Origin of the sequence: Flavobacterium fluviale, assembly GCF_003312915.1 — a bacterium.
GTDB classification, from domain to species: Bacteria; Bacteroidota; Bacteroidia; order Flavobacteriales; family Flavobacteriaceae; genus Flavobacterium; species Flavobacterium fluviale.
Genome location: NZ_CP030261.1, coordinates 3,193,241 through 3,206,423 on the forward strand (window position 1 = coordinate 3,193,241; position 13,183 = coordinate 3,206,423).

General features: G+C 35.6%; 15 protein-coding genes. 1 reads left to right on the forward strand and 14 read right to left on the reverse strand.

Annotated elements, in window-relative coordinates; translation table 11 throughout:
* Positions 1-149: 149 nt before the first annotated feature.
* The 10 genes from vgrG to HYN86_RS14040 form a co-directional block, all read right to left on the reverse strand.
* A complete protein-coding gene (gene vgrG, locus HYN86_RS14000; RefSeq protein ID WP_113678593.1) occupies positions 150-1,895 on the reverse strand; it encodes a type VI secretion system tip protein VgrG in 1,746 nt (581 codons plus the stop codon).
* Positions 1,896-2,588, reverse strand: a complete 693-nt coding sequence (locus tag HYN86_RS14005; protein ID WP_113678594.1) for a CIS tube protein — start codon at positions 2,586-2,588, stop codon at positions 1,896-1,898. It abuts the gene before it with no gap.
* Between the two features lies 1 nt (position 2,589).
* On the reverse strand, positions 2,590-2,748 hold the full coding sequence (locus tag HYN86_RS21075; RefSeq protein WP_205334604.1) for a DUF5908 family protein: 159 nt from the start codon (positions 2,746-2,748) through the stop codon (positions 2,590-2,592).
* A 7-nt stretch (positions 2,749-2,755) separates the two neighbouring features.
* Complete coding sequence (locus HYN86_RS14010) at positions 2,756-3,202, reverse strand: phage tail protein (protein ID WP_113678595.1); 447 nt, start codon at positions 3,200-3,202, stop codon at positions 2,756-2,758.
* A gap of 2 nt (positions 3,203-3,204) precedes the next feature.
* A complete protein-coding gene (locus tag HYN86_RS14015; RefSeq protein WP_113678596.1) occupies positions 3,205-3,633 on the reverse strand; it encodes a phage tail protein in 429 nt (142 codons plus the stop codon).
* Positions 3,634-3,660: 27 nt separating this feature from the next.
* Positions 3,661-5,760, reverse strand: a complete 2,100-nt coding sequence (locus tag HYN86_RS14020; protein ID WP_113678597.1) for a phage tail sheath family protein — start codon at positions 5,758-5,760, stop codon at positions 3,661-3,663.
* Positions 5,761-5,781: 21 nt separating this feature from the next.
* The gene (locus tag HYN86_RS14025; RefSeq protein WP_113678598.1) at positions 5,782-6,624 is read right to left on the reverse strand and encodes a hypothetical protein; all 843 of its coding nucleotides are present in this window, start codon (positions 6,622-6,624) and stop codon (positions 5,782-5,784) included.
* Entirely contained in the window at positions 6,621-7,220 is a 600-nt protein-coding gene (locus tag HYN86_RS14030) for a DUF4255 domain-containing protein (RefSeq protein WP_113678599.1), read from the reverse strand. The genes HYN86_RS14025 and HYN86_RS14030 overlap by 4 nt, the downstream gene beginning before the upstream one ends.
* Positions 7,221-7,518: 298 nt before the next feature.
* Positions 7,519-8,031 (reverse strand): DUF421 domain-containing protein, encoded by a 513-nt coding sequence (locus HYN86_RS14035; RefSeq protein WP_113678600.1) that lies wholly within the window; start codon positions 8,029-8,031, stop codon positions 7,519-7,521.
* Positions 8,032-8,209: 178 nt separating this feature from the next.
* On the reverse strand, positions 8,210-8,668 hold the full coding sequence (locus HYN86_RS14040; protein ID WP_113678601.1) for a hypothetical protein: 459 nt from the start codon (positions 8,666-8,668) through the stop codon (positions 8,210-8,212).
* Positions 8,669-9,058: 390 nt separating this feature from the next.
* Here HYN86_RS14040 and HYN86_RS14045 point away from each other — a divergent pair, with 390 nt between their 5' ends.
* Positions 9,059-9,439, forward strand: coding sequence for a response regulator (locus tag HYN86_RS14045; protein WP_113678602.1), 381 nt, complete (start codon positions 9,059-9,061; stop codon positions 9,437-9,439).
* Between the two features lie 114 nt (positions 9,440-9,553).
* Here HYN86_RS14045 and HYN86_RS14050 read toward each other — a convergent pair whose 3' ends face one another.
* The 4 genes from HYN86_RS14050 to HYN86_RS14065 all read right to left on the reverse strand — a co-directional run bounded on the left by HYN86_RS14050 (position 9,554) and on the right by HYN86_RS14065 (position 13,098).
* Positions 9,554-10,069, reverse strand: a complete 516-nt coding sequence (locus tag HYN86_RS14050) for a hypothetical protein (RefSeq protein WP_113678603.1) — start codon at positions 10,067-10,069, stop codon at positions 9,554-9,556.
* A 105-nt stretch (positions 10,070-10,174) separates the two neighbouring features.
* Positions 10,175-10,879: an SDR family oxidoreductase gene (locus HYN86_RS14055; RefSeq protein WP_113679951.1), complete on the reverse strand. Its 705-nt coding sequence runs from the start codon at positions 10,877-10,879 to the stop codon at positions 10,175-10,177.
* Between the two features lie 331 nt (positions 10,880-11,210).
* The gene (locus HYN86_RS14060) at positions 11,211-12,083 is read right to left on the reverse strand and encodes a helix-turn-helix domain-containing protein (protein WP_113678604.1); all 873 of its coding nucleotides are present in this window, start codon (positions 12,081-12,083) and stop codon (positions 11,211-11,213) included.
* Between the two features lie 106 nt (positions 12,084-12,189).
* On the reverse strand, positions 12,190-13,098 hold the full coding sequence (locus HYN86_RS14065) for an alpha/beta fold hydrolase (protein WP_113678605.1): 909 nt from the start codon (positions 13,096-13,098) through the stop codon (positions 12,190-12,192).
* Between the last annotated feature and the right edge of the window lie 85 nt (positions 13,099-13,183).

Sequence of the window (13,183 nt, forward strand, 5' to 3'; positions counted from 1 at the left end):
GCAGCCTTTAAAAAAGGCGTTTCACTAATTTAGATGCACATAGTTATCTATATGTGGAAACTGGTTTCTTTTACTTTCTTTTTTCGACATAAAAAACTATGTTTCTATGTGTTAAAAATATTTTTTTAATTGAAAGCAATTGAAATAACTTAATTTATCTGTACAATACTGCCTTTTAAAATAGCTGTTGCCGCCGATGACATTTCTACGCCGGCACTGCCTTCGGCTTTAAATTGGGCCGTTGCTTTTAGGTTTACATTGGTGCCTTCAATTTTGACATCGCCTGCTGCTTTTATCGAAATATCGCCCGCACTTTCCATCTTTATTCCTGCGCTGTCAATGGTAATCACGTTAGAATTTTCGTCTTCAATAACTATAGATCCTTTGTCTTCGTCCAGTGTTATTTTTTTGCCTGCCGGAGTTTCAATGGCTATCGATTTTTTCTCATCATCAAAGAGCACTTTCATTTCGCTTCTTGTAAAAATCCCTTTTTGATGGTTATCGTCAGCTGCTTTTAGAGGGGCAGGTTTTGCACTGCTGTGAAGCATTCCGAGTACAATTGCATCATTAGGATCTTCGTTGATGAAGCCAATAATTACTTCGTCTTCAATTTCTGGTCTGAAAAAAGTACCTCTGTTGTCACCTGCATCCAAGGCAGCTACTCGGCACCAAATGCCCTGTTCTTCGTTATTGATAATCGGTATTTTTACCAAAATGCGGTCTTCGCCGTCGGGATCGTCCTGCAGCTGGGTGACAATACCAATATGCAGTCCTTTTATGGATGGAATTATTCCTGAAGCCGATGGCGTATTGATATTATAAGTTTCAGAAAACCATTCAGGATTCAATCCAAACTGCGCGTTTACAGTCCAATTGCCGTTTGCAATTTCATGGAAAACGCCCGTAATATAGGCTTTGCCGTTAAAACGATCTCCTACGCCTTCAAGTGTAATAATCGTGTTGGGTTTTACTGCGGGAATGCCTTGAAATTTTACTCTTCCGCGAACTTTTGAAAGCTGCTGAAATAATAATTTTGCATCGGCCCAATCCTGTAATTCGGTATCGGTAACATTACCGCCGTGACGCAGTTCTAAATTTTCGAGCTTTACGACATCAGATAAATTCGAAGGAGCTAAATTTCCATTGAGACTGACGCTCGGATCTTTGGCTTCCATTTCTAATAATTCCTGATTGGAGGCATTCCAGCTATAGGATGAAACTTTAGCAAACTGATTTCGGGCATCCATTTCGGCATCAAAATCGAGCATACTGGAACCAAAAGCCACTGTTTCAACTGGTGAGAAAGCCAAATCAGGTTTTTTTATCGAAATTTTTCCGTTTTCAACAAAACATAATTTTCCATTAGCCTGCGCACGCGAGACTATAAAATCCCAGTCAGAAGTGTTGTACTGCACTAACTCTTTGTGACTATAATTGCTGCTTTCTACCTCTTTTTGCAAACCGTACGTACCTATAATTTCTTCAAAAACATCACTGTCTTTGACATCATAAAAATATTTGCTTTTTCTGCCGATAGTCAGTTTTACAGCTTCGTCTTTGCATTCTACAATTAACAGCGATGAATTGTCTTTTATTTTTATGGAATGTTTTACAACAATTCCTTTGTAAATGGTTTCTTCGTCACTGTGATAACCTGCTTTTATTTCTATTTTTTTTCCTGGAATAAGCAGATCTTCATTACTTAATTTAAAATCTTGCGCAGCGGCATCACCATCAGTCAAAATAATCTGCGCCATAGGTATTCTGTTCACCTCATTATGAACCACAATGCTCATTACTTGGTAAATACCAGAGAGTTCATTTCCTTCAATGAGTAATTTGTGCGTAACTAAATCTGCACTTTTACTGGTTTGTATGACGCCGCTATTGTTCATCTATTGTTGTTTTTGCAGAGGTGGGAAAAATATTTTCTGGCCGATTTGTAATTTTCTGAAATTAATTAGCTTGTTCACTCTCGCTACTTCGAGATAATATTTGGAGTCGCCATAGATTCTAAAAGACATTAACGGAAGCGTATCGCCCGCTTTTACAATTCGGGTATGCGTTAAATCTGGAGATTGATTGTTTTGCTGTTTTGCCCGTAACTCATCTTCAACAACTCCTTTAAATTTTCCTTTTGCAATGGCTCTAATGGGCGTTCCATCAGGTCTGAAAAGTTTATATTCAATCGTCATGTCCGTAAGAGAACCTTTAAACAACAGACTTCCCCAGGCAATTTTTAAATAATTGGGCTTATGTTCAGTTCCGTTATAGTCTAAAATTACTTTTCTAAAATGCTCAATATCTTCAATAACACCATTTTTGGTAGTTTCTTTGCCGGCAATAACGCCTGTTCGGTCAAATACAAAATCTAATTCTAATTCTTCTGGAGCAATTGCTGCAAATCTTGGCGCCGGACTGCTCGTTCCGGGAGCCTGCGTTGTGTCTTGCGCTATTTTGTAATGAAAAGTATATTTTTCGGGATTCATCAAAGTAATGAACTCTTTAATATCCGAAATTGGATTGTTGAATTGAGGATCGCTGTAAGCAATAATCTTCAGTTTCTTTAATTCTCCAGTTGTGGTCATATCAGCGTTCTTTTTTTCGTTCAATAATTTTCATTACCTGCTCGACACAATCAGCTACGGTATCTTTTTCAGTATTAGAAGAAGAAGCTGGTTTTGTACCCGAATTTGAGTTTTCGCTCACATTTATTTTAATGTGAAGCTCTTTGATTTCAATTGGCATGGCAGCATTATTTTTGATGAAGTGTGAAATAATTATAAGCGAGTTCAAAGCTCTCGACGACAATTTTGCTTTCTAAAGCACTTAAATCCTCAACTGCCCATTTTACGGGATAGGCATGTATGACTTTCCAGTGCATTAAAGGTTTATGGTTCTGATCTAAGAGTTTAACCGTTAAATCTACGGGCTTAAAATCGAAATTTTCTAAGGCTTTTCGGCACCAGTCAATTACTTCAGAATCAATAAGAATCCCTCTTTTTAAAACCAAATTTGGATATTTGGTTTTTACCGGAAGTTTGTGTTTAAACCTATTTTCTCCACCCTCGACAATTTCTTCGGTTTCAAGATCTACAGAAAGTCCTGATACCGATTGAAATTGATGGTCTTGTTCTTTTGTGCCCAGCTTATCAAATTCAACGAGAAAATGAAAACCTACGGGTGGATAATAATTAGCCATAACTAGTCATTTTGAATAGATAAACCTTCGTGGACCAACTCCATTGACTCGATGGCAACTTCGTTTCCATCAGCTTTTAAATCAGTTGACTGCACTTTTGCAGGCCATGCGTTTTTTACTTTCCAGGTAATTACTGGTTCGTGTTCCTCATTCAGCAATTTGATGGTAATATCCCTTCTTTCGATGGTGTTTAATTTTACGGTATTCCACCAGTTGTAATATTCATTATCACTTTTAAAAGTGCCTCTTTTAAGGGTAATGTTAGAGAACTTCTGCATGCCCGGCATTTTGATTTTGCTGTATTCGGGACTTGCGCCCTGACGGTACTCAATAACTTCAGTTTCTACATCTAATCCGGAAACTTCTGTAAAACCTATTTTTGTTCCACCCCAGTCAACTGAGAAATGAAACTTTGGTAACGGATAACTCATGATTTATATTTTTTAATGATGATTTAATTAAGATTCCTGCATTTTGTGAGAAAAACGAAGTATGATAAACTCAGCCGGACGAACTACTGCCATTCCGATTTCGATTATCATTTTACCGTCTAAAATATCTACAGCCGACATCGTTTGTCCCAGACCAATTCTAACATAAAACGCTTGTTCTGGTTTGGCTCCTGCCAAGGCTCCTGCTCTCCATTGGAGAATTAAGAAATTTTCTATCATGGCTCGTACTCGTATCCACGTATTGGCATCGTTGGCTTCAAAAACAAACTGTTCGGTTGCTTTTTTAATAGATTCTTCGGCCATATTAAAAAAGCGGCGAACGGGTACATAACGCCATTCACTATCGTTACCGGCTAAGGTTCTTGACCCCCAAACCAAGGTTCCTTTGCCGGTAAATGTTCTGATAGCGTTGATAGATTTACCTGCAACAGTGTCAACATTTAAGTTGTCCTGAATGGTATTTGTTATTTTAACCGTTGGTTTTATTACGTAGTTCAAGCTAACATTTGCTGGAGCTTTCCAAACGCCTCTGTCTCTGTCAACTCTGGCATACACTCCCGCAATAGCAGCACTTGGAGGAAGTGTTATGGGCAGGTTGTAAATTTCGGTTAGTATCTTATTAAAAGTCGCATTATCGATAGTTTCTAAGGTGTTTAATTTTCTTCCGTTTAATGCTCCATTATTGACATCTTTTCCGCTCACAGATTTGATAGTATTTAAAAGTGACAGCAAATTGGCTTGAATGCCAGAAAAATTATTGGTAACTAGCGTAATTCCAGTTTGAGTATTCAAATTTGTATAGTCTACAAGTTTTCTTAATTCTTTATCAAAACTTACGGCATCTGTTGATATAATTTTCAACAGTTTTGTTGTAGCGTTTTCATCCTGTATTTTCTTCTTTAAAGCTTTTAAGTTTTTATAAACCGAGTCAATTTTATCTGTACCGATAAAGTTTGAATTAAAGGCGGTTAAAGCATTTGAAATACCGGTTGCAATATTCATATCCTCATCGGATATGGTGCTGATTGCGGCATTTGCTTCGTCGTTGAGCGAATTTTTCAAAAGAGATAAATTTTCTAAAGAAGCAAGCAAGATATTCAGTTTATCCAGAAAAGCTGTTTTTTTGGCTGGATCACTAACAAATGTGCCTCCTAAATCAAAACCAGTTGCATCGTTACTGTACATTTGTAAAAGCAGATCGCTCATTTGACCGGAAATATTTCCTGGAGCAGTGGTAACATCAATTAAATTAGCAACGGTTGCATCAATCCCAGTTGTTGCATTTTCGATACCTGCCAGACCTGTGGCAATTTGATCATAGGCTTTTGCGGTATAGGAATAATGTTTTAGGATGATTTTATTGCTGTCAAAAGCATAATCCAATATGGTTTCGAGGTGCGGATAATAAACAGCACCGTATTTAATAGTGTCTTTTTCAGAACTAATTTTAGCTCTTAAATCATCTATATTAGAATCTGTTGGGCTTGATTCATCATAACTTAAAGTATCGATTAAAGTAAATTTGTCCTGAAGATTTTGGCATTGCATTAGGGCATTATTATATAATCCGTAGAAATCAGTGCTATTTATTCCGCTTACTTTTGTTGCATCGGGAAATAGAATTAGTGTTGGTTCATCTACCTTTTCTAATTCTAATAATCCGTCATTCAAGGCATCAATATTGTTGATTGCTGTAATCTGAGAGTCATCTTCATCTAAATCATCTCCATAACGGCCAACCGAAATAATGTAGCAGGGACCACCGCCATTAGCAAAAAACAACTGCATGGAATAATACATCAAAAAAGGCTGTTTTACAGTTGGTTGATCGACTACAATAGATCTGGTGTCTCCATTTTCAGTCGCAACATCATTAATGGTAACACTAATTGTTGTCTCTGGTTTTGCAAAGCCAAAAAAGCGTTCGTATTCTAAAAGAGAAGTTATCCTTGTGGGTTGTAATTTCAAATCTCCGTTAATCTTGTTCGTGGCTTTTTCGGTATAGCCAATAAAAGCTGGAATCGCTGTTTCTACCTGGGCAACAGAAGGGGGAAACTTTACGATTTCCTCAACATATACTCCAGGCGTTTTGTAAGTTGTTGCCATAATTGATTTGTTTTTTAATTATTAAATAAATATTTCCGAATAGTAATCACTATTGATTTTTGTTATGGATTTTACAGATGGATTGGGGTATTGGCTTTCAGGAGGCTGGGAAGGCGTAAAATCGGTGAGGGGATCAATTTCAACAAAACCGGAGCGGGTTAGGGGTTTGGCAGCATTGGTTTTAATTTCGGTTCCTGCTTTACGGTTGATGTATTTCCAAAGTGTTTTCCGATTATCAAAATGAATTTTAAAATTGGGACTTATTAGTTTGCCCAAATTGGTTACAATGTTGCCTGAAGTGTTGTCGCCCTTAATTGTTAGCGAAATAAGCCCAAAAACATTTTGTTGTTCTGACGGCTGCAGTGCTGCAATTAAATGGGCAGAGGTTTCTTCAGATACTAAGTACGCATTTGAAATTAGCTTGCTGTCATTTATTTTTGGAAGATATTCAAATGAAACCGGTTCAGTTAATGGTTTAACATTACTGAAGAGATAAAGCTGAGTACGAGCAAAATCAAGATTAGTATAATTTTCAAATTGATAGTCATTTAGTTTAATTAAAAATTTCAAGTTCAAATCTTTTGGGATTTTTATAAATGGGTCTGATTCATCTGTTTCTTTTACTTTAATGTAGATTCTAAAACCTGTTTTGATTTTTTTGAATAGCATTTTGTAGTTTTTGAGAACAGTATTAGTTTCTAACGCAGGCGTTATTGACGCAAATGCATCTGTATTAAATTGTTGCAGCATTTTTTCTTTTTTAGTAGCAGACATGCCTGTATAAGTTTCTTCTCCGTTATTTAGAAAATAATTATGAAGAAGCGTTACCTCAAACAGCAATCCATATTTAGCGGCAAAACTCATGATTGTTCTTTTCTTTTGGTTATTCCGGTAAACTCGCCAATAACTTGTCCTTCTGCCTGCACTATATTGCGTTCTATTTGTATCATGCTCACTTTATATAAAGCACATGGAAGCTGTTTTCCGCCCAGTGTTCCCCAGATATAATTGAGTTCTTCAAAAGTAGGAGTGTAGAGTTCGACCGAAAATCTAAAGTTGTCTACATTGCTCATGGCGCTGCTGTTTCTGTTATAAGTAGTATTGGCTTGGGTAAAAAGTTTTTTTCCCTGAAAAAATTCAATAATTTTTGAAATATCTTTAAGAGAATTGATGTACTTATCTCTATTAGCGCTAAAAAGGATATACAGATTTAAATTGATGACACTGTTTTTGTAAATTGTTTTAGTATTTTCGACAGTATGATTTGGGAAGTTTTTTAAAGCAGCTTCTTCGTCTATATTGATTAAGGTAAGTGCCACGCCGTCTTTTAAAAAATCGCCTTCGTGACTTTGAGACTCTAATAAAGCAATATTTTCTGGAACAACAGATTTTTCTAACCCAATTTCCACGAGATAGTTATTTACTTGTTCTGCAATTATTTGTATTACTTCAAAAATCATCTTTGATAAAATTTATATAAATACTAAATGAAATTTTTGGGGAAGGAATAAGATTCAGGGCGCAGATTGTGATTAGAAAAGGGGCTTCTGACTGTAATTAATTGATGAGCGAAACAAGGCTGATAAGATTTGACTAAAGTAGAAAAATGTACAGGTACCAAAAAAGGGGAAAATTCCCCTTTTTTAATTTATTTAATATGCTGTTTTTTAGTAAGTTGTATATAGTATTTGTTTCTCTGAAATTAAGAAGATCATAAACAAAAAAACGCTAGATTTAGACAGTATTTTGAGTCATACTTTATATCTGAATATCATCTAATGAACTCTTTCCTGTACCATCGGATTTTTTAACCACGGTGATCTGTCCGTTAAGTTCCATAACAATTGCTTTTACCTCATCGATCTGATCAATTCCTGACTCCCTGATTGTAGAGTATAGTTCGTCTTTGGTTACAGCTTCTTTGGTCATGGCTTTTTCTATAAATTTTCCATCATAAAATAAAAGAATCGGAACGGCATTTAAGACCTTTTCCATTTTCTTTGACATGCGGGCAGTCCAGGCAAATATGTACTGCAAACCGATAATAAGGATGAGAACTATGGCTCCTTCAATCAGAGGTACCATTGCCAGCATCATATCCGACAAGGTAGATCCCAGAGCAACGGTGACAACGAAGTCAAAAGCGTTAAGTTTTGCTAAAGTGCGTTTTCCCGAAATTCTGAGAAAAAAAAATAAAGTAATAAAGGCGATGATTGTGGCGAGTACTACATGTCCAATACTTTTCCAATCTTTAAAAAAAACTTCGTCCATTTTAATTTGCTAAGGAGTTGATATTCAAATATAAAGATGTTGTAATGGATGCTATTATATAATTTTTGAAATATCTTATATGAGGGAGACGATATTATACAAAAAAATGCTGCACCAATTTTTTGGGTACAGCATTTGTTAGTTTTTAAGCTAATGAACTTTTACGATTCAGTGAACATTATAGGTTATTCTTTTTCCATTGAGGAGGATTGATTTCATTTGTGTCAATTTCATCATTTTTGATTTCATCGTTGCTGAGCTCGCCAATTTCGAATTCTTTCTCATGAATAGGAGTCCTTTCCACTTCGTGAATATCAAATTTTTCATCTTCAATTTCTTGACGATCTGGAGTATGTACTTCTGATCCTTCAATGCCAAGATTTTCATACTGGTCGTTTTCTTTCAGATCCTTTTCAATATCCTGCTCGGTTATATCCTTTGATTTCGCGTCTGATTCTTTATCGAGATTTTCTGAATCATAGCGGTTATTTTCAATACGCGTGTCCGTATCATTTGCATTTTTACTGCTTTTTCCTGTTTCCCCGTTTTCTGGCTGGCTATTCTTAGAACTGTTGTCAGTATTCTGACCGTTAGTTAGGTCTTTAGTATTCTCGGAGGTATTATTCTTGTTTTTCATGACTGTAAGTTTAAATTTGTACTTTATTATTTTTAAGACTGCTGTTTTTTGAGGTATGATGTTTCAAGCAGAATTTCTTGATCCTGTTCTTGTAACATCCTTAAATTGCATCTTGTACGTTTTATAAAATTAAATAATAGCTGTATGATTTATTTACAGAATACCAGCTGGAGCTTTACATTATTACAAGGAGTAAGAGAAAGACAATAAAAGCAGGCGGGGCAAGTTGATTGATTCTGTGTCAGAAGAATAACACAATGAACTTGGTTTTTTTTTGTTTTTTTATTAAAAATGACTTTTTTGAGTGTTCTTTAGATTTTAATTAAAAATAATATTATATTTAAACTACTACTAAACTGCTGTAAAGACAGCTGTATTAAATTAAATTTTATGTTGCGAAAAGATATATTTCTTGTGGATGATGATGAAGATGATATTACAAATTTTATGGATGCCATCCAATCTTTGAACAAAGATGTGAGCTGCCGAACCTCAAGCAATCCTATTAAAGCACTTGCAGAACTTAATTCTACTGAAAAGCTCCCTGATTTGATACTGCTGGACTATAATATGCCTTTTATAAACGGACTGGAATTTATACGCCGTCTGCGCAGCTATGACAAGCTGGCTGATATTGAAGTGGTAATGTTTTCAACGCCAGATGAGCAAATAATGATTCCTTGGCTTTTAAAAAACAATACGATCGTAAAATACATTTCAAAGCCTGATACATTCGAAGATCTTAAAGCTGTACTGGATGAAATACTATAGTTGCTGTGTTTTAAAGAAATAGATTTTAAAAGTTTCGACGTTAAGAATATAAATCGGTCAAAAGTTCAATTTACTGCAATCAGTTCTACATTGAGTGAAAATTGAAAAAAAATATCAGAAACCATTTGCAACCTCAAAGCTTTTAGCAGCAGTATGCAGAAGAGCTTCTTTTTTGTGCACCTTATTGTAAAGCATCTTTTTTTGTCGTGCCAGCGCTATAAGTTTATTGCTGGCATCTTCCAATTGATTCTCCTTCAGTGTTCGAAGAAGAGCCTGCTGTTCTATTTCTTTTTTATCAAATACATGAAGCTCTTCAAGGGACTGATAGTATTCAAGTGCAGCAGTTTTAATTGATTCTCCTTCTGAGATATTGTTAGTAGAAATTTTTTTGATGTCAGCAATAAGCTTGTCAAACTCTTCGCGTTGTTGCTCTACAGCTGCTAAAGCACCTTTATAATCCTCTTTTACCAGACATTTTAGTTTTTTTTCACCTGGACCTTCTTTCCCAAGTACAATCTCAAAGGCTCTGCGTTCGAACTGGTCGAGCGACTCCTTAAAAGCTAAAGCTTTTGATGATTTGCAGCTTACTGCTATAATTAGAATTGTTGTCAGCAAAATACCAAACTTCATATTATTATATTTTATGATATTAATTGAATAGAAAATAAACTCTGTTTAGTAAATCCTTACCCACAATACATATTCCTACTGAACAGTAAATATGTTTCTTTTTATTTATTTTGTTTTGGTAGGACGGACTTCTATTTTACTTGGCAGTACATTTGAGTTCATTTTTAAAAGATCGACCACCATTTGCCCGATGTCTGAAGGCTGTATTTTCCAATTATCGGCTTCGCTTGGCGTATGGCCGTTAAAGTTTGAAGAAACCGAACCTGGCATAATGGTCGTACATTTTACATCATAATCGCGAAGGTCAAGCATAGCAGCTTGTGTAAAACCCACCAAACCAAATTTCGAGGCATTATAGGCAGCGCCGTTAGCAAAGAAATTTGCCCCAGCCAAAGATGCTATAGAGATGTAGTAGCCTTTGTTTGCTTTGAGCTGTGCTGCAGATGCTTTGAGAGTATGGAAAGCTCCTGTAAGATTGGTTTCAATCATGGTGTTCCAGTCTTCAAGTGACATGTCGTCTATGGATCCAAATTTACCCACTCCTGCATTGGCAATGACAACATCGAGCTTTCCGAATTGCGATACAATCTGCTCAATAGCTCTTTGTTCGTCATTAAAGTTTCTGACATCGGACTGCAGTACAATTAGATTTTCACTGTTTAAAATTTGCTTTGCGTTTTCAAGCGCTTTTTTATCCCTCCCAGAAACTGCTACTTTTACTCCGTTTTCTAATAAGGCCTGCGCAATTCCCAAACCAATGCCTTTTGCCCCGCCGGTGATGTAGGCTGTTTTGTTTTCTATGTCCTGCATTTTATTATAATTTAAAGTTGTTTTACTGCTGTTATTGTGTCTAATGCGATTACATTTCCACATTTTAAAAAACAGCTGTTTTATAAAAATACGATAAATTTTCGGGAATGCATTTTTTTGCTAGTGGTTTATTTTGGGTAAGTATTCACGTAGTTTTTATAATTATTACTATTCTTTGTTAGTACGATTTTATCAAGTAAAGTATAATTGTGAGAAATAATTCGAATCCCATCATTAATGCTCGGATACCTAATTTGCTGTACACTTCTACTTATGTAATTAAAAATAGGCATAGAAAGGCGTGCACAAAATATTTAGTTATTTTAATTTTTTAAATACTTTCTCCTACAGCCTGAGCACTTAGGTATTTGTTCTTAAAACCAAATGGAGTTTCATTGGTTTTTATGAAAAAAAGACGGCTAAAATAAGCTGGGTCTTCATAACCAAGCTCATATGCGATTTCTTTGGCGCTTTTGGCAGTGTGAACTAAAAGTCTTTTCGCTTCCAATATAATGCGGTTTTTGATAATTTCGTTGGGCTGCGGCAGGTTCATCCTCTTGAATTTATGGGTGAGGGTTTTGGGGGCCATTGCTAATATATCGGCATAGTCTGCAACACTATGTTTTTGTTTGTAATTTGCTTCGACTAATTGAGTGAAACGCCTGAAACATTCTAGATCATTGTGCTGCTGCGATAATATACCATCAAGATGCTGCAATTTCCATAGCCGGGTTGCTTTTATAAAAATTTGTTTCAAATAGGTACGGAGCATTTCTTCCTGTGAGGAATCTTTCAAAATAAACTCATCCTGCATCTGAACAAATAAATAATCAATAAATGCTGACTCTTTCTCTGGTACAGTTGTCATAGGCATATTATTAATATTATTAAACAGCAGTCCATCACACGCTACTTCTTCATCATGAATCTGAATGCAGTAGAAATCACTGTTGTAAAATATAAAGAAACCTGTTTGATCACCAATTTCCTCAATGCTCAATACTTGATTTGGACTTATAAAAAAGAGAGAACTGCCCGAAGTATTATACACCTGAAAATCTACTTTGATCTTACAGTCTGCAGCTAGATATAACACTTTTATATATTCTTTGTAAACTTCAGAATTGATCATTTCGAGGCCTTCATTATCTACTTTCAGCATTCCTATTTTTTTCAGGCTTACGTCAAAAATGTGTTCTTTCATTATCGATTCTATTAAAACCGGTCTTTATAAAGACCGGCAATGTTACTGAATATTAGCTGCTAATCTTTGCTTTGTTACAAACAAATTTAATAAACTTTATGCATAATTATTTTTTTGCAAACTTTTCAAGCTCTGTATTAAATTTTTCCATTTCTTCAATAAAAAGTGCGTGTCCGCTGTTCTCAAACTTTACAATGTAGGAGTTTTTTAGACCTTTGTGCAATTGCTCTGCGAAGACAAAATCACATAGTTTATCTTTAGTTCCATGAAATATTGCTACAGACACATTGATTTTAGATAAGGCAGGACGTAAATCAAGATCACGTAATGCTATTATAGACTGGGTTGTTGCGTAAGGAGATGCATCAGAATTGATACTCGCCAGCCATTGAGCCATACCTGCAGATATTGCATTTTCAGATGCCGCAAACGCTTTACCAAAATCTTCAATCAATTGCTGTCTGTTTGTTCTTGTTGTCTGTATTAATCCAGCAGCTGCTTCATCAGATGCGCCATAAGGATAACCTTCACGCTGTTTCCACGAAGGTGCTGCAGCAGCAAAAAGTGCCAGTTTGCTCACATGTGCTCCATTATATTTTGCCATATAATGTATTACAACTGCACCGCCCATAGAAAAACCGCCAAGTACGGCATTGTTTATTTTAAGTTTTTCTAATACTACCTTGATGTCATCTGAGAAAACGTCAAAATCATATTTCCCGTAAGGTCTGTCAGATTTTCCAAATCCTCTCATTGATATTCCAATCACCCTAAAACCTTTTTCAACGAAATATTGATATTGATATTCATACATTGCATCATTTAAAGGCCATCCGTGTATTAATACAATAGGTTGTCCTTCTCCAAGGTCTGTTACATGAAGTTTTACATTTGGTTCAACTTCAATAAATTCTAATCTTCCGGCAGACGCTGCGGCTCTTTTTGATTGAGCAGATAGTGGGTTGCTGAAAGTAAAGATACATAAAAGGCTTAATGTTGAAATAAGTGTTTTCATTTTGTTTATTTTTAATTAGTTATTATTTGTTTCGAATTATTTACAGTACAAAGATGCGGAAAACAGTAAGGCGTGAAAATGGATA

What these genes read in the sequence shown, in the direction of transcription:
- vgrG (WP_113678593.1), bottom strand. Translation starts at nt 1,895, where the DNA reads ATGAACAATAGCGGCGTCATACAAACCAGTAAAAGTGCAGATTTAGTT.
- HYN86_RS14005 (WP_113678594.1), bottom strand. Translation starts at nt 2,588, where the DNA reads ATGACCACAACTGGAGAATTAAAGAAACTGAAGATTATTGCTTACAGC.
- HYN86_RS21075 (WP_205334604.1), bottom strand. Translation starts at nt 2,748, where the DNA reads ATGCCAATTGAAATCAAAGAGCTTCACATTAAAATAAATGTGAGCGAA.
- HYN86_RS14010 (WP_113678595.1), bottom strand. Translation starts at nt 3,202, where the DNA reads ATGGCTAATTATTATCCACCCGTAGGTTTTCATTTTCTCGTTGAATTT.
- HYN86_RS14015 (WP_113678596.1), bottom strand. Translation starts at nt 3,633, where the DNA reads ATGAGTTATCCGTTACCAAAGTTTCATTTCTCAGTTGACTGGGGTGGA.
- HYN86_RS14020 (WP_113678597.1), bottom strand. Translation starts at nt 5,760, where the DNA reads ATGGCAACAACTTACAAAACGCCTGGAGTATATGTTGAGGAAATCGTA.
- HYN86_RS14025 (WP_113678598.1), bottom strand. Translation starts at nt 6,624, where the DNA reads ATGAGTTTTGCCGCTAAATATGGATTGCTGTTTGAGGTAACGCTTCTT.
- HYN86_RS14030 (WP_113678599.1), bottom strand. Translation starts at nt 7,220, where the DNA reads ATGATTTTTGAAGTAATACAAATAATTGCAGAACAAGTAAATAACTAT.
- HYN86_RS14035 (WP_113678600.1), bottom strand. Translation starts at nt 8,031, where the DNA reads ATGGACGAAGTTTTTTTTAAAGATTGGAAAAGTATTGGACATGTAGTA.
- HYN86_RS14040 (WP_113678601.1), bottom strand. Translation starts at nt 8,668, where the DNA reads ATGAAAAACAAGAATAATACCTCCGAGAATACTAAAGACCTAACTAAC.
- HYN86_RS14045 (WP_113678602.1), top strand. Translation starts at nt 9,059, where the DNA reads ATGTTGCGAAAAGATATATTTCTTGTGGATGATGATGAAGATGATATT.
- HYN86_RS14050 (WP_113678603.1), bottom strand. Translation starts at nt 10,069, where the DNA reads ATGAAGTTTGGTATTTTGCTGACAACAATTCTAATTATAGCAGTAAGC.
- HYN86_RS14055 (WP_113679951.1), bottom strand. Translation starts at nt 10,879, where the DNA reads ATGCAGGACATAGAAAACAAAACAGCCTACATCACCGGCGGGGCAAAA.
- HYN86_RS14060 (WP_113678604.1), bottom strand. Translation starts at nt 12,083, where the DNA reads ATGAAAGAACACATTTTTGACGTAAGCCTGAAAAAAATAGGAATGCTG.
- HYN86_RS14065 (WP_113678605.1), bottom strand. Translation starts at nt 13,098, where the DNA reads ATGAAAACACTTATTTCAACATTAAGCCTTTTATGTATCTTTACTTTC.